At 57.9% G+C, this 19,557-nt stretch carries 18 protein-coding genes; 5 read left to right on the top strand and 13 right to left on the bottom strand.

The window, feature by feature from the left end; genetic code table 11:
• Nucleotides 1–71: 71 nt before the first annotated feature.
• The 6 genes from ACUXHH_RS01970 to modA all read right to left on the bottom strand — a co-directional run bounded on the left by ACUXHH_RS01970 (nucleotide 72) and on the right by modA (nucleotide 4,963).
• The gene (locus ACUXHH_RS01970; protein WP_279741314.1) at nucleotides 72–578 is read right to left on the bottom strand and encodes a molybdenum cofactor biosynthesis protein MoaE; all 507 of its coding nucleotides are present in this window, start codon (nucleotides 576–578) and stop codon (nucleotides 72–74) included.
• The gene (locus ACUXHH_RS01965; RefSeq protein WP_279741316.1) at nucleotides 568–1,086 is read right to left on the bottom strand and encodes a MogA/MoaB family molybdenum cofactor biosynthesis protein; all 519 of its coding nucleotides are present in this window, start codon (nucleotides 1,084–1,086) and stop codon (nucleotides 568–570) included. The genes ACUXHH_RS01970 and ACUXHH_RS01965 overlap by 11 nt, the downstream gene beginning before the upstream one ends.
• A gap of 53 nt (nucleotides 1,087–1,139) precedes the next feature.
• Complete coding sequence (gene moaC / locus ACUXHH_RS01960) at nucleotides 1,140–1,640, bottom strand: cyclic pyranopterin monophosphate synthase MoaC (protein WP_279741317.1); 501 nt, start codon at nucleotides 1,638–1,640, stop codon at nucleotides 1,140–1,142.
• Between the two features lie 108 nt (nucleotides 1,641–1,748).
• Entirely contained in the window at nucleotides 1,749–3,128 is a 1,380-nt protein-coding gene (locus tag ACUXHH_RS01955) for a molybdopterin molybdotransferase MoeA (RefSeq protein WP_458390709.1), read from the bottom strand.
• A 124-nt stretch (nucleotides 3,129–3,252) separates the two neighbouring features.
• Complete coding sequence (locus tag ACUXHH_RS01950; RefSeq protein WP_279741320.1) at nucleotides 3,253–4,125, bottom strand: ABC transporter permease; 873 nt, start codon at nucleotides 4,123–4,125, stop codon at nucleotides 3,253–3,255.
• A 37-nt stretch (nucleotides 4,126–4,162) separates the two neighbouring features.
• Nucleotides 4,163–4,963 (bottom strand): molybdate ABC transporter substrate-binding protein, encoded by an 801-nt coding sequence (modA, locus tag ACUXHH_RS01945; RefSeq protein WP_279741322.1) that lies wholly within the window; start codon nucleotides 4,961–4,963, stop codon nucleotides 4,163–4,165.
• A gap of 228 nt (nucleotides 4,964–5,191) precedes the next feature.
• On the opposite strand from modA, the gene moaA reads away from it, so the two are divergent.
• The 5 genes from moaA to ACUXHH_RS01920 all read left to right on the top strand — a co-directional run bounded on the left by moaA (nucleotide 5,192) and on the right by ACUXHH_RS01920 (nucleotide 10,139).
• A complete protein-coding gene (moaA, locus tag ACUXHH_RS01940; RefSeq protein ID WP_279741324.1) occupies nucleotides 5,192–6,403 on the top strand; it encodes a GTP 3',8-cyclase MoaA in 1,212 nt (403 codons plus the stop codon).
• 103 nt (nucleotides 6,404–6,506) lie between these two features.
• A complete protein-coding gene (locus ACUXHH_RS01935) occupies nucleotides 6,507–6,773 on the top strand; it encodes a MoaD/ThiS family protein (protein ID WP_279741326.1) in 267 nt (88 codons plus the stop codon).
• Nucleotides 6,773–7,471, top strand: a complete 699-nt coding sequence (gene mobA / locus ACUXHH_RS01930) for a molybdenum cofactor guanylyltransferase (protein ID WP_279741327.1) — start codon at nucleotides 6,773–6,775, stop codon at nucleotides 7,469–7,471. Before ACUXHH_RS01935 ends, mobA begins: the two co-directional genes overlap by 1 nt.
• Before the next feature lie 141 nt (nucleotides 7,472–7,612).
• Nucleotides 7,613–8,926, top strand: coding sequence for a molybdopterin molybdotransferase MoeA (locus tag ACUXHH_RS01925; protein ID WP_458390708.1), 1,314 nt, complete (start codon nucleotides 7,613–7,615; stop codon nucleotides 8,924–8,926).
• Between the two features lie 136 nt (nucleotides 8,927–9,062).
• A complete protein-coding gene (locus tag ACUXHH_RS01920) occupies nucleotides 9,063–10,139 on the top strand; it encodes a LacI family DNA-binding transcriptional regulator (RefSeq protein ID WP_458390707.1) in 1,077 nt (358 codons plus the stop codon).
• 115 nt (nucleotides 10,140–10,254) lie between these two features.
• On the opposite strand, the gene ACUXHH_RS01915 is transcribed toward ACUXHH_RS01920, so the two are convergent.
• The 7 genes from ACUXHH_RS01915 to ACUXHH_RS01885 all read right to left on the bottom strand — a co-directional run bounded on the left by ACUXHH_RS01915 (nucleotide 10,255) and on the right by ACUXHH_RS01885 (nucleotide 19,450).
• Nucleotides 10,255–10,902, bottom strand: coding sequence for a GNAT family N-acetyltransferase (locus ACUXHH_RS01915; RefSeq protein WP_458390706.1), 648 nt, complete (start codon nucleotides 10,900–10,902; stop codon nucleotides 10,255–10,257).
• Nucleotides 10,903–11,175: 273 nt separating this feature from the next.
• Nucleotides 11,176–13,173 carry a glucose PTS transporter subunit IIA gene (locus tag ACUXHH_RS01910; protein ID WP_279754865.1) on the bottom strand — a complete coding sequence of 666 codons (1,998 nt, stop codon included), beginning with the start codon at nucleotides 13,171–13,173 and terminating at the stop codon, nucleotides 11,176–11,178.
• 742 nt (nucleotides 13,174–13,915) lie between these two features.
• Nucleotides 13,916–15,457, bottom strand: coding sequence for a glycoside hydrolase family 32 protein (locus ACUXHH_RS01905; protein ID WP_279754863.1), 1,542 nt, complete (start codon nucleotides 15,455–15,457; stop codon nucleotides 13,916–13,918).
• Between the two features lie 324 nt (nucleotides 15,458–15,781).
• Nucleotides 15,782–16,156, bottom strand: a complete 375-nt coding sequence (gene rplL, locus ACUXHH_RS01900; RefSeq protein ID WP_005504884.1) for a 50S ribosomal protein L7/L12 — start codon at nucleotides 16,154–16,156, stop codon at nucleotides 15,782–15,784.
• A 156-nt stretch (nucleotides 16,157–16,312) separates the two neighbouring features.
• Nucleotides 16,313–16,843, bottom strand: a complete 531-nt coding sequence (gene rplJ, locus ACUXHH_RS01895) for a 50S ribosomal protein L10 (protein ID WP_049338065.1) — start codon at nucleotides 16,841–16,843, stop codon at nucleotides 16,313–16,315.
• A gap of 388 nt (nucleotides 16,844–17,231) precedes the next feature.
• Nucleotides 17,232–18,359, bottom strand: coding sequence for an ABC transporter ATP-binding protein (locus tag ACUXHH_RS01890; protein WP_458390705.1), 1,128 nt, complete (start codon nucleotides 18,357–18,359; stop codon nucleotides 17,232–17,234).
• A gap of 101 nt (nucleotides 18,360–18,460) precedes the next feature.
• Nucleotides 18,461–19,450 carry a TDT family transporter gene (locus ACUXHH_RS01885; RefSeq protein ID WP_458390704.1) on the bottom strand — a complete coding sequence of 330 codons (990 nt, stop codon included), beginning with the start codon at nucleotides 19,448–19,450 and terminating at the stop codon, nucleotides 18,461–18,463.
• Between the last annotated feature and the right edge of the window lie 107 nt (nucleotides 19,451–19,557).

Genomic DNA, 19,557 nt, shown 5'->3' with positions numbered 1-19,557 from the left:
AAGCATCAAGGAGAATAAGCCTGCCCGAGAGAAATCCCCCTGACAGGCTTATATTCAGAATATTCAGAAGGCTAAGCAGGCGAAGTATCCACACCAACCCACTCGATGCTTCCATCGAGCAGTTCCTGTTCCTTCCAAATCGGCACACGAGCCTTCACCCGATCAGCCACCAGCTCGCAGGCATCAAATGCACGGCCACGGTGAGCCGCTGCCGCCATTACGGTCAGAGCCGACTCGCCAATAGCAATCGGACCCACACGGTGCACAGCCCACAGACGTACACCGTCCAGCTCGGTAGCAACCTCGGCGGCAACCTCCGCAATATACTCACGAGCCTGCGGATGCGCGCTATAGGACAACCCACGCACCGCGCTACCGTGATCATGGTTGCGCACAATGCCGTCAAAAATTACCAGGGCACCCATGGCATCAGTCATGACCTCAGCTTTAGCCGCCGCGTACAGCGGTTCCAGGGGCGCCTCCGTAATATCGGTGAACACCACGGTCGAGCCGCTCGGCTCGGCACCGTGCGCGCCCGAGTGGTCCAGTGATTCTTCGTTCTGCGACTTAGTGGTCATGGTAGTCCTCCATCTGACGGCAAATGTGCTCAACGAGCGGATCGAGGGTTGCCACGCCGTCCTTCACGCCACCGCGCGAACCGGGCAGAGTCATCACGAAGGTACGGTCAATCACGCCCGCCACGCCGCGTGAAAGCACCGCCGCGGGAACATTTTTCAGACCGTTCATCCAGAAGGCATGCATAATGCCGGGCACTTCCTTATCCAGGTGGGGGCGAACCGCCTCCACGGTCTGGTCGTCAGAGTTCAGACCGGTACCACCGCTGGTCAGAATGAACGTCGGCAGGTTACCGTTCTTCTTACCCTCGGCCACTAAGGCGTTGAAGTACTCGATAATATCGCGGTCTTCAATGACCACTGCGTCCGGGGTGTCAAAGCCGCGCGAGCGCAACCACTCCACAGCGATAGGGCCGGACTTATCCTCATATACGCCGCGGGCTGCGCGGGTGGAGGCGACAATAACCAGGCCGGTGAGGTTCTCCTGCATGGTGTAGTCTTCGCTACTCATTGGAATTCCTTTTCTATATCTGTCAGGTGACGGGGGGGGTGCGCCGCCGCAGCTTAGGAGTCCTTGCAGACGGACCAGTCGCCGGACTTGCCGCCGCTCTTCTCCAGAACACGAATGTCGGTGATGACGGCGTACTTATCGACTGCCTTGATCATATCGAAAACAGTCAGTGCCGCCGAGGAAACGGCGGTCAGTGCTTCCATCTCCACGCCGGTGACGCCACGGGTCTTCACTGAAGCCTCAATACGCACGAAGTCGGTGCCGCGCTCAAAGTCCACCGTAATCTTGCCCAGGGGCAGCGGGTGACAGAGGGGAATGATTTCCGGGGTGCGCTTAGCGCCCATGATGCCGGCAACACGTGCAACCGGAAGCGCATCACCCTTGGGAAGGTCAGCGTCAAAAATCATGGCGATAACGTCTTCGCGGGTGCGTACGATTGCCTCAGCCAGGGCAGTGCGGGTGGTGACCGACTTCTCCGTAACGTCCACCATGTGTGCTGAGCCGTCGGCGCGCACGTGGGTCAGTTCCTGGTTGGGCTGCGAGGTAGAGGTCATCGTTTCTCCTGGCTTCTGCGCGGTATTCTTCTGCCGCGAATCATTACTTAGTATGAGTCTCAATTATTCCTTGTCGTTCACGCAAGGAACAATGGGGGGGGTATTTCGCTAGTGATCGGTGAGGCGAATACGGTGGTAGGGTACTGCCTCTCCCCCGGTGTAGGTAGTTCCGGGTGCCAGCTCAATGAGCACATCTGCTTGTGCTGCGCGGTGCAGCAGATGCGAGCCTGAGAGGACGTCCGGATAGAGCTCCACCCGGTAGGTTCCGGGCTCGACCTCGACCATGGCGAGGGTGCCGCGCAGGAACTGGCGCTTGGTCGCCGGAGCGGTAAGCGGGGTTTCGGTGACCAGCACGCCTCGCGGTGCGTTATTCAAGGTCGCTTGTTCGGAGGCAACCGCGTAGGGCACACCGTAGGGGCCGCCGGCACGCAAGTAAGGGCGCAGAATTAGCGCGTACGAGATGAGCGTGCTCACTGGGTTTCCGGGGAAGGAAATCATGGGCACACGGTGCCCCTTGAAGTCGAGCAGGTTCACGCCTTGGGGGCCGCCGGGCTGTTGGCTGACGTGTCCAAACCAAGAGACGGGCACCAGAATGTCCGCTTCGTGCACCTTGGCGATGGCGTTGCGGACCACCTCATACTTGCCGTGGCTGATACCACCCGAGGTGATGATGATGTCCGGTTTGAAGCTTTCGTATTCTGCCGTGAGGCGGTGCAGTAGCTCAATAGGGTCATCACCGATAGCAATACGGCGTACTTGAGCGCCATCTTCGCGGAGCATAGCAGTGAGCATGGGGCCATTGGCGTCAAAAATCTGGCCTTGAGCGAGTTCCTGAGTGGTGGCGTTTCCATCTTCTTCAACGCCGGAGAGAATCTCATCGCCGCCAGTGCACACGAGCACACGGGGACCCGCCGCGACGGTCAGGCGTGCGTATCCCTGGGAGGCTAGCGCACCAAGCAGAGCGGGAGTAATGCGTTCACCGGCGCGTGCAAGGACCTGGCCAGTGACGACGTCTTCGCCGCGGCGGCGCACGAATTGTCCGGGTTTACCGGGAGCAAGTTTGACCTTTTCGCTGGAGCGGCCAAAGGATTCGGGTAAATCGGGGTATTCGATGCGTTCGGACTGTTCAACAGGGATGACTGCGTCGTATCCCTTGGGGATGGGTGCGCCGGTCATGATGGGGTAGGTCAGGTCGTCAGAGGATCGGGAACGCTGGAGGGGGCGTCCGGCGGGAATTTCGCGCCCGACGGTGAAGATGCGGTCTTCGCGGTCTGCGGCTTCGGCGGTGAGTGCGTAGCCGTCCATTTGGGAGTTGTCGAAGCTGGGTACATCCATGCGTGCGGTGATGTCTTGGGCGAGTATGCGTCCTGCCGCGTGGTAGAGGGGAACCGTTTCTGCGGTGCCGATGAAGACTTCACGCAGCAGTAGCGCCAGGTAGGCGCGGTATTCCTCGGTGCTGGGGGTTCCGTTGAATTCGGGGGAAATCATGGCGATTCCAATCGTGCGGCGGTGGTTATGACTAGTGTAGGTGTGTTTTTGTGGGCTGGTAAATGCAGTTTTGCCTAAGGACCGGTGTGTGTCGGGTGGCGTGCGGTGCAAGCGGCGGAGCAGCTTATCGAGTGCTTTCGCGTAGTTTTTTTAGAGCGCGAATTAGGCCGAGGACCCCGAAGATTCCCAAGTAGAGGCTAATGAGAATCAGGGCGCTTCCGAGGGCGCTGGGAATGTCGCTGCTGTTAATGGCTAGGTCGATGGCCAGGGGTATAGTTTGGGTTTTACCTTGGACGTTACCAGCGAAGGTGACGGTTGCACCGTATTCGCCGAGCGCTCGGGCGAAGGAGAGCAGGAATGCGGTAACGAGACCGGGAGCGGCGAGGGGTAGTAGCACTTTGAAGGTGATTTCTGCGGGTTTAGCGCCTTCAACGAGGGCAATTTCTTCGTATTCGCGGGGAATAGCCTGCAGGGTGGTGACCGCGGTGGCAACGAAGAAGGGTAGGGCGACGAAGACCTGGGCGATAATTACCGCGTTGGGGGTGAAGGGGATGGAGATTCCTGCCTGGTAGAGGTAGGTGCCAATCATGCCTTTGCGTCCCCAGAAGAAGAGTAGCCCGAGGCCGGAGACCACCGGGGAGAGAATGACCGGGGTGTAGATGATGGCGTAGAGCACCGACCCAAACCGGTGTAGCCGTGAGCGGTTGAGCACTTTGGAGAGCACAAGCGCCAGAGGCGCACCGAGAAGCCCGCAGATGAGGGTGGAGGCGGCGGCGGTGTTAAGGGAGAGATTCGCCGCCCCGAGCACCTGCGGGGTGAAGATACTACCGAGCTGGCTCCAGGGGATGTTAAGGAAGAGCCCGAGGAGCGGTCCGGCAATGAGAAAAATACCCAGCGACGCCGGAACCAGGGAGAGCACAGGCACGGAGGCGAAGAGTCTGCTTCCGGGTGTGCGTGAGGTTCCGGCATTGCGATGGGTAGCGGTGGTGTCTGTCATGGGTGATGAGACTCGGGTTGTTCCCTACTGAGTTGAATTACTTTGCGGTGCTGAAGCCGTACTCGGTGAGAATCTTCTTCGCCTCGTCGGAATTCTTCAACCATTCGTTGAACTTCTTCGCGGTCTCGGAGGAGGAGCCGGTCTTGCTCAGCGCTGCGGGGTATTCGTTGCGTTCCACGTCGGTTAGTTCGACCGAGCCGAGGTTGGCGCCCTTCTTCTTGGCTGCGGCGAGGTCAGTGGTGTAGATGAAGCCCGCATCGGCGTTGCCGGTGGTGACCTTGGTTGCTACGTCGGTGACCTTACTTTCGGTGGTTGCGTTCTTGAGGGTAATGTCGTGCTTCTTCAGTTCCTGGTGGGCGATGGTGCCGCAGGGAACATCTTCTTTGCAGATGGCGACGACACCTTCGGTGGTCTTGAGGTCTTCGAGGCTGTTGATTTTGCCGGGGTTACCTTCGGCGGTGACGAGCACGAGCTTATTGGTGACCAGAACGTTGGTTTCGGAATTGGAGAACTGGTCGAGCTTCTTTGCCTTGTCCATGTTCTTGGTGTCTGCGGTAATGAGCAGGTCGGGGGTTGCACCCTGCTCGATCTGGTTGACGAGCTTTGCGGAGCCTTCGTAGACGAAGGTGATGTCTACGCCGGGGTTGGCGGCTTCGTACGCCTTTTCGAGGTCTGCACCGGCGTTGTTCAGGGAGGCTGCGGCAAAGACCTCAATCTTGCCGGAGGTAGTCTGGCTGGTCGTTGCAGATGCGGAGGAGGAGCCCTGGGTGGCGCCGCATCCGGTGAGGGCGAGGGTTGCAGCAGCGAGCGCACTGAGAGCTGCGAGGGGGGTCTTCATGAAATTTGTTTCCTTAGTGGTTCGTACTCTTGCGGTGGTGAGGTGTTTCCCCGTCCGGGCTCTGTGCGAGGTTTTGCGTACGTCCCTAGCTTGTACGTGTTGTTTTCCTCGTGATGGTCTGCGGTGGCGCAGTTGTAACTTACCCTGCACACACTATGTACCGGGCGCCGGAACATGGAATAATCATATTGTCACCTGAAATATGCAAATTTTCCACATAGGTTTTACATGGCGTACACGGCAAATTCGGCCTCTTCTGAGCTCATTGCGGGCCCAATGTTAAGCACCTTATCTTCTGCGGAGGATAATGGGGCTGCTTTTGTGACGCCCAAAAAATCTGAGAGTGGCGTCAAGGTACAGCGTAAGCTCCCGAATATTACGAATAGCGGTCCGCTCTTGGACCGTTGGGGTCGTGTGGCGACTGATCTTCGTATCTCTCTGACCGATAAATGTAATCTTCGTTGCATTTATTGCATGCCGGCGGATGGTTTACAGTGGCTCCCGAAGGAGAATCTGCTCTCCGCCGAGGAGATTGCGCGCCTTGCCGACATTGCGATTACTGAGCTGGGCGTTGAGGAGATCCGCTTTACCGGTGGCGAGCCGCTGGTGCGCGCCGATTTAGTGGATATTATTTCCCGCATCCATCAGGCGCATCCGGATGTTCCGCTTGCTATTACGACGAACGGTATTGGTTTGGAGAAGCGTGCCTCCGCGCTGGCGGAGGCTGGTCTGACTCGTATCAATGTTTCTCTGGATACGATTTGCCGTGAGACCTTTGCCGAGCTGACCCGCCGAGATAAGCTCGACGCCGTGCTCAAGGGTATTGACGGTGCAGCGGAGGCTGGCCTGTGGCCCATCAAGATTAATGCTGTGCTGATGCCGGGTCTGAATGATGACCAGGCTCCGGAGCTTCTGCGCTGGGCGTTGGCGGGCGGCTATCAGCTGCGTTTCATTGAGCAGATGCCGTTGGACGCTGATAACCGTTGGACCCGTGAGGGCACGATTACTGCCGCTGAAATTCGCGAGAAACTCTCGGCTGAGTACGTTCTGGGTTCGGTGGCGGAGGCGCGTGGCGACTCCCCCGCCCAGCTGTGGGAGGTATACCCGCTCGGTACTGCCCTGGATGAGGCTGGCTTCCCGGCTGACGATACCGAGTCGCTGGGGCGTGTGGGTATTATTGCCTCGGTGACGGAGTCGTTCTGCAATGCGTGCACACGCACCCGCCTAACGGCGGACGGTAAGATTCGCTCCTGTTTGTTCTCCGACACCGAGACCGATTTGATGCAGCTTCTGCGTTCTGGTGCCAACGATAAGCAGCTAGCTCTGCGTTGGCGTGAGGGCATGTGGTTTAAGCCGCGCGCCCACGGTAAAGAAGACGCTGACTTCGATATTGAGGAGTTCGCTAAGGCGAGCCGCTCGATGAGCGCTATTGGTGGCTAGAAAAACCGCTGATTCATCAGCCGAAGGTGCCGGATAAGGCTTTTTACCGGCATCTTGCACCCGTGATTTTCGGCTGTTCCCTGACTTAGGATTGAGGAGCATTATGCAGGTTCATTTTTTTGCTGCCGCACGTTCAGCGGCGGGTATCGCGCAGCTGTCGGTGCCCCTGGCGCAGCTGTCGTCTGCGACTCTTGGTGCGCTGATTGAGTATCTGGGTCAGAGTTTGGAGGGTACGACCCCTTCGGGTCTGACTCTTGCGCAGGTGATGGAGCAGTGCTCGTTCCTGGTCAATGGTGCCCGTTCGGATACTCAGGCGCCCCTACAGGATGCCGATCGTGTGGACGTTCTGCCTCCCTTTGCGGGTGGATAATGCGGGCGGATAAGATGCCCGGTTCTGTACTTCCCGCTGAGGGCGATTTTTCATGCGCCGCAGTCGTTGTCGCCGGAGGCGCTTCTCGCCGCCTGAACCACGTGCCGAAGGCGTCCTTGTCTGATGGTACGAGCACTCTGCTGGATTGTGCTCTGAAGGCGGTGGCCGCCGCATCCCCACGCGTGGTGGTGGGCCCTGAGAGCTTGCCATTGCCGTCGGGGGTGTTACGTACTCGTGAGGATCCGCCGTTTTCCGGGCCTGCCGCGGCGATTCATGCCGGTTTGGAGTGTATTGCGGCCGATTGTGAGCGCTCGCAGATTCCTGTGCCCGACTGGTGTCTGATTTTGGGTGTGGATACTCCGCGTATTGCCCCGGCGGTTCAGCAACTAATCACTGCGGCGCAGAGTGTCGAGCAGGCTTATGCAGAACAGTCAGCTCTCTCCCTCACTGATTCTGAAACATCGGCAGGTTTCTGGGGGGTTTCTGAGGGTATCTATCAGCCGCTGGTTGGTATTTACCGTTTTGGGGCGATTCGCTCGGTGTTTTCGGCCGGCACCACCGACGCTTCTGTTCGTTCTTTTTTGCGTCGTCTGAACCCTACTGCGGTTCAGATGTCTGCCGCTGATACCGCCGATGTTGATACGTGGGAGCAGGCGCAGGCGCTGGGTTATACGACGTCGCTCTGGTCAAGCTATTAGCAGCTGAGATACCGCAGTGTGATATTAGGGTCTGACTACGAGTACCCTAGGTGATAAGTCTTGGCTTTAGATGCCGTGTACATGTAGCGTTTTTGAGCTCGCGCGCTGTTGCGCGTCCCGCACACACTTTTACGAGGTACGATGTCTCACCATATTCCTTCTGTTTCGTGGCAGCAGGCCCGCCAGATTTTGCATGAGCAGGGCCTGGAGATTGCTCACCATGTGAAGACGGAGTCTTTACCGCTGCTGGTGACGATTGGCCACTATTTGGCGGATGATGTTTATTCGATGATGCCGGTGCCCCACTACAGCTCTTCGGCGATGGACGGTTACGCTGTGGCGGGTACGCCTCCGTGGCGTCTGGTGACCCCGGCGTATCCGGAGGATTCTCGCGCAAATATTCACCGTCTGACAGTTCCTATTGCGCCGGGGGAAGCCACCCCGATTCTGACGGGTGGGTTGATTCCTGAGGGTACTGAGGCAATTGTGCGCGAGGAGCATTCGCGCCTGTATGAGGGTGCGGAGGCTTCGTCTCGCCCTGGTGTAGCTGCTCATTTGGAGACTCAGTCCAGTATTCATTACCTGGATATGGCGGAGGGTTTTGAGCCTCCGGCTCCTGGTACTGATATTCGCCATGCTGGTGTTGAGTTGGAACGTGGCGAGTTGTTGGCGCGCCATGGTGACCGTATTTCTGCGCGTATGGCGGCGTTTTTGGGCATGAATGGTTTTGATGAGTTGCCGGTGTACGCCCCGATTCCGGTGCGTTGTGCGTTTACGGGTAACGAGGTTATTACCTTTGGTGTGCCTGCGCCGGGTCAGGTACGTGATGCTTTTGGCGGCTTTATGGAGCATGCGATTATTTCTGCAGGCTGTGAGGCACGCCCTTCAACTCGTTTGGCGGATGTTGAGTCTGAGTTCCGCACGTTCTTAGCTACATCTACGGCTCGTGTGCTGGTGTTTACAGGCGGGTCAAGCACCTCGGGTATTGATTTGGTGCGTAAGGTGCTCAACGATATGGGTGCGACGTACCTGTTTGAGTCGGTGGATGTGCGTCCGGGTCATCCTGCTTTGGCCGCGCGCTTGCAGGTTCCGGAGACGGGCCCAAATTCTGGTCGTGAGCGTTTTGTGTTGGGTCTGCCGGGTAATCCTTTGGCAGCATACACGGCTTTGTATTCGTATTTGCCACCGCTTTTGGCTGGTATGAGGGACATGTCCCTACCGGAGCTGGATTCGGCTGTTTTGGGTGAGCCGGTTGATACTTTGCGTAAGCCAGCGGGGGTTCGTCTGTTACCGGTGTTGGTGCGTGATGGTGTGGCGTATCCTCTACCGAAGTCAGCGTCGCATATGTTGTCGTCGTTGGCAGCAGCTACTCATTGTGCGGTGTTAGATGATTCTTCGGTCTGCGGTTCTGCCCATGAGGTGGGGGCTCGAGTGCCGATTATTCCGGTACTGTAGACCGGGGTTGCCAACCGGTGGGGTGGAAGGCACAGTAGAAAAGCGCTTTTTCATGTTTTCTGGGCTCAGGTAGATTCTGTGGAGAGGGTATAGTAGAGAGATATGTCAATCGTTTAGCACACCGAAGGGAGCCCCTGTGGCTAAGCCCAAACTCAGCGATGTTGCAGCCCGCGCAGGGGTCTCTCCCACCACTGTATCCCGCGTCCTCAATAATCGCGGCTACCTCAGCGAAAGCACCCGCACCAAAGTCCACAACGCAATGCGGGAACTCGGCTACCGGCCCAACGCTATCGCCCGCAGCCTGCAGGGTCAGCGCTCACAGACGGTCGGCCTCATCTTCCCGACGGTCGCAAACCCCTTCTACGGGGAGATGGTGTACCGTCTCGAGAGCTACCTGGCCGAAGCAGGCTACCGGGTCATTCTCTGCAATAGCGATGACCACCCCGAACAAGAGAAGCGCTACCTGGAGATGCTCTTCTCCAACCAGGTAGACGGCATTATCAGCGGCGCCCATTCCGATGCGCTGGTGAACATTCCCCACGCCCAAGCTCCCCTGGTGACCGTAGACCGCCTTGAAAGCGGCTTCTACCCGAACATCCGCTCCGACAACTACGGAGGTGCTCGCGCCGCCACGGAGCATCTGATCGCCACAGGCGCGCAGAGTATTGTGCACGTGACTTCGACCCTGGGTGAACACAATGAGCGTCAGGGCGGCTACCGTGAGGCAATGCTTGAGACTAATCTAATGCCGGAGTTCGTGGAGCTGGGCTTCCGCCCCCCACTGGGCATCAAGCGTGAGGTGCTCTACCGCTACCTGGATGAGCGTGCGGAGAGCCCCGAGTCAGTGGAGGCGGTCTTCGCCTCGAACGATAATTACGCCGCTCTCACCCTGGGCTGGGCGCGTGCGCGCGGAATCCGCGTTCCCGAGGATTTCCAAGTGATTGGCTACGACGGCACTCAGAGCATTCAGCTGCTCATGCCGGAGCTTGCGACCGTGGTTCAGCCGATTGAGGGTATAGCGAAGCGTACCGCACAGCGTCTGTTGGAGCTCATTGAGCTACAGCAGAGAGAATCTACTGAGGCAGACACTCCCCCAATCAGCCAGCCTGAAGATATACTTCCCGTTGAGCTCTACCTGGGAGCAACGGTGCGTTCTATCCCGAATCTGGATCAGATTCAGCCTGATATGTCTGCCCCTGATGAGCTCCAATAAGAAGCTCCTCCATCCTTTAAAGATAAAAATCCGCCCCACCGTGCGAGTACTCACAGTGGGGCGGATTTTTTATATACATTTATTGGTTTGTGTTAGCGCCCGGAAGTTTTAGGAGTTACACTGAACAATCTCGGTCGAGCCGGTGCCGGGTGTGGACCATGTCGACGGCGTATGCGTCAGAGAAGATGCCGTGTAGCGGCCCAAGAGAGTGGAATCCGTAGCACTCGTAGAGGCGTGCACTGTCATAGGCTGACGTCTCGAGGTAGGCGGGGTAGTCGCCGATGCGTTCGGTACCGTAGTCGAGTAGCTGGGAGCCAATGCCCCGGCCTCGATACTCTTCGAGAACACCAATGTTGAAGAGGTACCAGTGCTTGTACGCGGGGCGGTACTTGAGCAGGTGTAGCTCCATCATGACTGCCCGTAGCAGGCTCTTACAACCGAGGGCCTTGTAGTAGGCGCCAATCTGCTTGAGTTCGTTCAGGAAGGAACCTTCGTGGGATTCGGGGGTGCTCCAGAGGCAGACGCCTACGATCTTGCCGGTGGATTCTTCGATGCCGATATCGATGCGGCCACGGTCGGAAAAGTTGCCGTAGACCTGAAGGGTCATGATGGCGCGGAGCCTGGCGAGTTCCTGTCGGCGGCTACCGCCTGCGATGACTGCCATCATGGCGGGATCCCCGTCGAATGCGGCAATCAGTACTTCGAGCGCTTCGGCATATTCATGAGGCTCGGCGGTGCGGACGGTATAGGAAGCTGAGGTCATATTCACCCTTTACAAAAGCTTGAAACTATACATAAATATTAGCTGGATTATTCACTCCTGGCTAATAGATTGTGCCTTATCAAGACATTTTTCATGACCATGCACCATTGTGCGCTAGCTAATATTGCACCATTATGCATAATTTTTACGCATATTTATTCACGCACTTTTTTCACGCTTTTGCAGGAAAAATTGAACACCCCGCACCAGCTCTAGGAAGAGTGGTACGGGGTGTACATCACATTGAGGTTATCTACTCACTAAGAGTGCAGACTATGCGTTAGCCTTTGCCTTCAGTGCAACCTTCAGGAGCGAATCTGCGTTGGTGACAGATGCGCCCGAAGCCTGGACATCTTCAACCGAAGCAGCAGCCTTCTTGGCGTTGGTGATCACCATGGGGGTTGCCAGCGGGTAGCCAGCCGCCTTGATGGCGGGGATATCAAACTCAGCGATGACGTCGCCGCGCTTGACGGTATCACCCTTAGCAACCTTGGGCTCGAAGTGCTTGCCGTCGAGCTCCACGGTGTCCATACCGATGTGCATCAGCAGATCCAGGCCGTCTTCGGTGCGCAGACCGTATGCGTGGCCGGTGGGGAATGCAACGGTGATCTTGCCGTCAGCCGGTGCGTAGAGCTTACCTTCGGTGGGCTCCACTGCGGTGCCTGCACCCAGTGCGCCGGAGGAGAAGGTGGGATCCTTGACGTCAGCCAGCAGAACCACGGAACCGACCATGTGGGAACCGATTTCGACGCTCTCGCCAGCCTCAGATGCTACAGCGGCGGCGGGAGCTGCGGCAGCAGCTACGGTGGCAACGGGAGCGGCTGCAGCGGGTGCCTCAGCTTCCTCAGTGTTGCCGGCTTCGACCTTCTTACCCCAGATGAAGGAGGCAACGAAGGCGATGACGGTGGTCAGGACGAGGCAGCCCAAGAAGCCCGGGATACCGGCGCCGACGGTTGCTTCAATCGAGGGGAAGCCAAGGTAACCAGCAGCGCCCAGCTTACCTGCCTTAATTCCAAGGATAGAGGTAACCATCGAGCCAATACCCGCGGAAACGATTGCGATGTAGAAGGGCCAGCGCAGAGCCAGGTTCACACCGAACATTGCGGGCTCGGTAATGCCCAGGAATGCGGAGGGTGCGGCTGCCGAAGCAATACCCTTAATCTTCTTGTTCTTGGTGGTCAGTGCGACACCGGCTGCGGCAGCACCCTGAGCCACGTTAGACATGGAAGCAACGACGAAGATGAAGGAACCGCCGGTTGCCCACAGGCTCATCTCGATGGGCGGGAATGCCTGGTGCATACCGGTCATCACGATGAATGCGTAGAAGGTACCGAAAATCAGACCACCCAGCGGACCGGCAACGGTGTAGAGCCAGTTGATACCTTCACCCAGCCAGGTACCCAGCTGGAACATCGGCGGGCCGACCAGCAGGAAGGTCAGGAAGCCGGTGATGAGGATGGTGAGGGTCGGGGTGAAGATGAAGTCGATGGTGCCCTTGAGGATCTTATGGAAGAACTTCTCAATGTGGGAGAGGATGAAGGCAACCAGCATGATGGGCAGCACGGTGCCCTGGTAGCCCGCCTGCTGAACCTGCAGACCGAAGAGGTTCCAGTACTTCATGGGGTCGGTACCCTCGGCACCTGCCAGGGATGCTGCGACGTTGTAGCCGTTCATCAGTGCCGGGGAGACCATTGCGGCACCCATGGTCAGACCGAGGTAGGGGTTACCGCCGAAGACCTTGGTGGCGGAGAAGCCAACCAGCACGGGCAGGAAGGCGAAGGGAGCAGCGGAGAGCAGGTTGACAATGTCTGCAAAGTCAGCCCATTCGGGGAAAAGTTCAATAACAGCCTGAGGACCGAAAATACCCTTAGAGGTCAGGAGGCTATTGAGCGCCATCAGCATACCGCCGCCGACCAGCACCGGGATCAGCGGCACGAAGATGTCGGCAATGGTCTTGATGAAGCGGGAGACAATGTTACCCTGCTTCGCAGCGATGCTCTTGAGGTCATCCTTGGATGCCTCGGGTGCGCCAGCGGCAATCAGGTGCTTGTGCACCTCGTTGACGTCGCCGGGGCCAACGATGATCTGGAACTGGCCAGCGTTGAGGAAGCTACCCTTGAGGTCCTCGTCGTTGTCGATTGCTGCCTGGTCGACCTTGTCCTGGTTCTTCAGGACGAGGCGAAGGCGGGTTGCGCAGTGTGCGGCTGCAAGAATGTTGCCGACGCCACCGACGTCCTTCAGCACGCGCTGTGCCACTGACTTGTGGTCCACGCTCGCTCTCCTTTGTTTGGAGCACCACCGGATGATGCTTTGTGAATGAGTTGGGGCGATATGTCTGTGTGTGCATGTCATGCATATGTCATACGTTTGACATATCGAATGTAAAACATGGTATCACGGGAAAGTTCTTAAAAGCGAGAGCCCACCCTCCACACGGAGAGTAGGCTTTTATGCTTATGCAATAGCCAGCAATATCTCTTCACGCTATTTTTCTAAAGACAAATCATTATCCTCCCATATTTTTACTGTCTCCAACCTAGGTCTCTGTTAGAATAGAGACATCAATTTACACGGAGGTGCAACGATGCGTCATATTTTTAAGGTACTTGCTACACTCGGATTTTTTATTGGTATCTGCATATCGCCAGCTCAAGCGGTATGGATTCCTCCCACTACGTGGAACGACGTACGTTCCACTCAGTACCACATGGGCTATAACTTGGGGCCTGGCCGAGGATGGGTTCTTAGTGGCGGTTACAGCGCCTGTATGGACCGTTATGGGTACATCTCTCACTACGGAGTGTACAAAATTACTTTTGTCCAACGGTATGTTGTAGGTAGTGCAGATATTGTAGGTTTTCCACCACGCAACTACACTTGTACTCTTTACTACAACGGCAATGGGTCTGGCCATATGACTGCCCCCAGCAGGTACGAATAAGCATATACATATAAAAAGATGGGGCGGTACCGATGTTATCGGTACCACCCTATCTTATTTTGTTGCTTAGTCTTAGAGGCGGCCGTACTCCAGGGACAGCACCTCGCCACCGGTCAGGCGGACGCGGCGCTTATCGCCCTTGAAGAAGGTGCGAGCGGTCATAACCTCAGCGCCCATGGAGGCAACCAGCTTGCCACCCACGTACAGTTCGGTAGCCGAACCGTCCACAAGCAGGTCAAACTCGCGAATCTTCGAACGCTTCAGGGTTCGACGGCGCAGGCTACCACCCTCGGTGTAGCGGGTACCGCCACGGTCCATCTGCACAAAGTCCTTATCCAGAACGATGCTCAGTGCCACGCCGTGAGTGTCCTTAATCTTCAGCTTCACGCGCTCATCAGAGACGTTCACGCGGCCACGCAGACGGAAGGTCAGGGCGTTCTTCAGCTCCACGAGCTTGCCCTTCTCCTCCTCACGGTACAGCGGGTTCATCTCCATCGCGTCATTGAGCTGCGGCACCGGGCGCTGGAAAATCTTGCCGTTGCGCAGGTGCAGCTCACGCGGGTAGGTGAACATGTGCACCCAGCGGTGGCTCCACGAGGGCAGGTCGTCCTGATCAGCGTTACCCAGCCACGCGATCATCACCGGGGCGTCGCCGCATACATCGTGCGGTGCCTTCGGGTCAGCGGTCAGGCCGGTACCGGAGATGGTCTGCGGGGCGTAGAACTCGAAACCTGCATCCAGCTCGGTAAAGGGGGTCTCCACGGTGAACTTGAGGGTCTCGTTATCCAGCGAACCAACAATGTAGCCGCTCTGGAAAATGTTGTTGTATTTCTCGCCGAGGGGCTGCATGCCCTGCGGGCTGAAAATCAGCACGTCGCGGATTTCGCCGGTCAGCTCATCGCGCATGCTCAGCAGGGAGGGGCACTCGTACATGTAGGTGCCCTTGAGGGTCTTATCCTTGATGCCCAACTCACCGCGGAAAGTCCACTCGCGGCGGTCCTTGGAGGTGTACACGACCACGGCGCCGGTCAGGTCCTCACGCTGAGCGCCAATGACCATCCACCATTCGCCGTTACGCTCGAAGACGTGCGGGTCGCGGTAGTGCGCGGTGTAGCCCTTCGCGGGGCCGGAAATCAGCGGGGGCAGCTGACGGGTCGGCTTCGCATCCTCACCTGCGGTAGCAAGAATCTGGTAGGTTTCGCGGTTGCCTTCTTCGTCCTTCACGTTACCGGTGTAGAAGAACTCAAAACCGCCGGGAACCTTAATGCCGGAGCCGGAGTAGCAGCCGTGCGAATCGTAGCGGCTATCGGGAACCAGCGCGGTACCCTCATCGGTCCAGTGGGTCAGGTCCTCACTGACGGCGTGGCGCCAGTAAACCATACGCTCCGGGTGCAGGGGCGAGTACTGGTAGAAGGCGTGGTAGCGCTTGCCGTCGAAGACCAGGCCGTTCGGGTCGTTCAGACGGCCCACGGGAGGTGCCAGGTGCAGAGCCGGGTAGTCGCGGTCTTCACGAACACCGGCACCGAAAGCGTCCAGGATCTGCTGTGCTTCAGCCGCCAAGTCGCGGGCGGGTCGCTCGGTTGCGCTCTTCTTCTTTTTCTTCTGCTCGCTCATGTCTATCCGCTTTCGTGCAAAGGAATGTCTGGGTTGTCTCATCCCATCATACGGCACCTCTCCCCCATTGCCGGGCTCCAGGAGAGAGGAACCACAGTGCTCTCAGCCTCTCTCATCCGAGGCACAGGGCGGCCACAGCGGCTTATACCGCCACCTGCCGATTATGTGGCGCATGCCCCGTTTGCTACAGGAGAAAAGAGCGGGCACGACGAAGCCCCGAACCTCCCCCAGTCTTCATACCGGAGTAGGTGCGGGGCCGTTAAATGCCGCGAGGCGGCGCATCCGATGGATGCACCGCCCGCGTAAGAATCGAGAAGAAGTCGATTACTTGAGGGTGATGGTTGCGCCAGCAGCCTCGAGCTGCTCCTTAGCCTTCTCAGCGTCTTCCTTGGAAACGCCCTCGAGCAGAGCCTTGGGAGCGCTGTCAACCAGGTCCTTTGCTTCCTTCAGGCCGAGGGAGGTCAGGGCACGAACTTCCTTGATCACTGCGATCTTCTTGTCGCCAGCGGACTCCAGGATAACGTCGAACTCGGACTTCTCTTCAGCAGCCTCGCCTGCTGCGCCGCCTGCTACAACTGCAACGGGAGCAGCTGCGGTGACGTCGAACTCTTCCTCGAATGCCTTGACGAACTCGGAAACCTCAACGAGGGACAGTTCCTTGAATGCTGCAATGAGTTCTTCGATGGACAGCTTAGCCATTGTTTGGCTCCTTCACTATCTGGTGCGGGCTGACGCCCGCGGTGTAAAACTTCAGTACCTACCCCGAAAGGGTCGGTCAAATTTAGGATGCGTTACACGCTATTCGCGTTCACGCTGCTGAGTATCTCAGCGCTGGTGCAGTAGCACGAAAGGGGCTTATGCCTCTTCCGAAGCTTCCTCGGCAGCAGCGGGAGCTGCGCCTTCCTGCTCCTCCAGCTTGACGCGCAGTGCGTCTGCAACCTGTGCGATGCGTGCGATGGCTGCCTTTGCGCCACCTGCAACCTTGGACAGCAGAACCTCGCGGGATTCCAGGTCAGCGTAGCGCTTGACGTCGTCCTCGGTCAGAGCGGCACCTTCGTAGTAACCGTTCTTCACGATCAGCTGGGGGTTAGCCTTGGCAAAGTCACGCAGGCCCTTAGCAGCATCAATCAGGTCGCCCTTGATGAATGCCAGTGCGGAGGGACCCTGGAGGTGGCCTTCGAATGCGTCGATGCCAGCTTCCTTAGCTGCGATAGCAGCCAGCGTGTTCTTCACCACGGCGTATTCGGTCTCTGCACCGAGTGCGCGGCGCAGCTCCTTGAGCTGTGCAACAGTGAGACCGCGGTATTCGGTCAGGATGACTGCGTTCGAAGCTTCGAAGAGTTCCTTCAGCTCGGATACTGCAGCGATCTTTTCCTGAGTCGCCATGGTAGTTCCTTCTTCCGATTCTTGTAAGGTCGCCGGTAGAGCCTCGAAGCACTTATTGCAAGCAATAAAAAATGCCCCGACGCGTAGGCGTACGAGGCACGATAGACGGCACCCTACATGAGGGCAACGGCTATTCACTTCGAGTTACCTACGCGGGCGGCGATTTCTAGTGAAATCTGCTCTTATCAGAACTCTGTTCTTCGTCTCCATCGAGGTGGCGATAAAGGACATAGTTCTAGACCGGCGGTCTTTGGTTCATTTATCATCTCAGGTTAAAGCCCGAGTCGCAAGTTAAAAACGTGATTAAGCGGGGTTAATCACTTAAAGCCCCTCTTTAAGTCGATTAACCCGCGCTTTCTCCCCTCTGAAAGGCCCGGCGCACTCTGCTTTAGAGGTAAAAACGCTTTCCGTCCGAGAACAAGAAACACCGCTCAGCAACCACACCCAGGTGCACCCGCTCCCCCACGTTTAGGGAGGCGGTGCCCTGCGCATCCGGGATAAAGAACTCAAGCTCCTGACCCGCACGCACTCGGGCATACATTTGGGTGCTCAGCTCCGTTTCCACTGAAGCTCGCGGGGATTTCAGCGGTAGGGAAACCGCATCCAGCAGACGCCCGCGGTACAGCATGCCACCGACCAGGTGACGGCAGCCGAGAACCTGCACCGGCAGGGGGTGAGCAGCATCTGCCGCCACGGGGTGCAAAGCAGTCGCACGAATCGCAAGCTCACACCCGGCAGGAAGAAACTCCGAGTCCTCAAGCTCCAATAGGTTCAGCGCGGGAGCCGCCAAAAGCTTCGCCACCTGCAGAGTATGCGGATGCGCCAGCAGACGCTCCGGAGTATCAACCTGCACCAGGTAACCGGAATCCATCACCGCGACCCGCTGCCCCAGCATGAGCGCCTCATTCTGATCGTGGGTCACGTACAGGCCCGTAAAACCGTAGCGCTCGTGCAGACGCACAATATCCGCACGGATACTCGCGCTCATCTCCTCATCCACGCTCGCCAGCGGCTCATCAAAAAGCACCACCGGAGCACGGCGAATCAGTGCACGCGCAATGCCCACGCGCTGAGCCTGACCACCCGATAGCTGCGAGGGCTTACGGGACTCCAGACCCTCAAGCTTCAACGCATCCAGCAGCTCGCGGTAGTAGTCCATATCGACCCCACCGGAGAACGCTCCCAGCCGCGTCGGGAACAGGATATTGTCCTTCACGCTCAGGTGCGGGTACAGAATCGGGCGCTGAAACACCACGCCCACCGAGCCACGTTCCAGCGGCTGGCCGGCATAGGTCACTCGACCCGCGCTCGGCTCCTCCAGACCGGCAATGATGCGCAACAGAGTCGACTTGCCCGTACCCGAAGAACCCACCAGGGAAATCAACTCGCCGGGGTGAACATCCAGGTCAATCTCGTTCAGAACCGTCGTATCGGTGCCAAAGGTCTTAGCGACGCCTCGAATGCGCAGGCCCTCAAAGGGCTCCGCCACGGCAGATGAGTAGGATGCAGAAGTCATTCCCCCATTATCGCCGAAACTCGCACCCGGTACGGGCGCAGAAGATAAGCGCCGTCATAAAAAGGTGCGTGAACCTCACACCGGAGTCTCATGCGAGCACCCTAGCTCGGGCGCACCAGCAGACGACCCTGCGACGTAACATACGCCACACCGCCCCACAGGAAGACCAAGAAACCGGTACCAATCACCATCAGCACAATACCCAGCGGGTTCACCACGTTCGCGGCGCTTAAATGCACGCCGGTAGAAACCATTGCACCCATACCGAAGGAGAAACCCCACAGGCTCATGGAGAAGCCGCCCTCCATAATCCAGGGCAGCAGGCGCATCAGGAAAATCAGCTGCAAAATGCCGTAACCGGTCATGATGAGGAAGAACCAGTCCACCATGCCACCATTAGCCGCAAGATACGCGTTACCTCCTACAAACGGCGGAGCCAACTGCACACCCATCAGACCGCGCTCACTAACATTCATCGGAGCCAGGTTACGCAGACGATTCAAGATCGCAGACTCAACGCTGAACCACGAGATCAGGCCCGCGCCGAAGAAAAACATCGCCGCGTCCTTCCAACCCATCATGCCCATCGCGGTTGCCGTCGCAAAGTTCGTCGCAACTGTCGGCAGGTAGAGTACCGGAGTGGTCGCCTCCGCCACATGGGTACCGCGCCACATACCCGCTATACGGTGGGAGGCAAAGTACAGCTGCCCCAGAGCACCAAGAATCGCCAGAGCATAACCCAGGTAGGACAGGTACGGGAAGACCGTTGCGCCCATCTGCGCGGTCGTCGCCGGAATCAGCGAAAAGAAGCAGCACCGGACCGGATGCGCCCACTGCTCCCGCAACCACTGGCGGAAATTCAACAGCGCAACAACCATGGCGGCAATCAGAATCAGCCACACCACAGCGGTGAAGGCAAGAATCGCCTCACCCACCCAGGCGGGAGTCATACCCGCGGAGGCGGCAGCACGCCATGCCGCACCCAGGGCGCCGGTACCCAGTGCCATCGCAAAGTAGTTGACCGGAATCGGGAAGGGACGAGCGGTAGCCTGCGCCGAGGGAGTAGAAGAAGCCGGTAAAGGCTGAGTCATGAATAAATCCTTGAGGTCTGTTTTAGCCCGCCCATCAGGCGAGCTGAACTAGGCTGATAAGAACGAGGTGAGTGCACTGTTTGCTTTAACGGGCTCGTCGCAGATAT

This window comes from Rothia sp. 110740021-2 (assembly GCF_054263775.1).
This window is presented reverse-complemented; position numbering and strand designations above follow the sequence as displayed.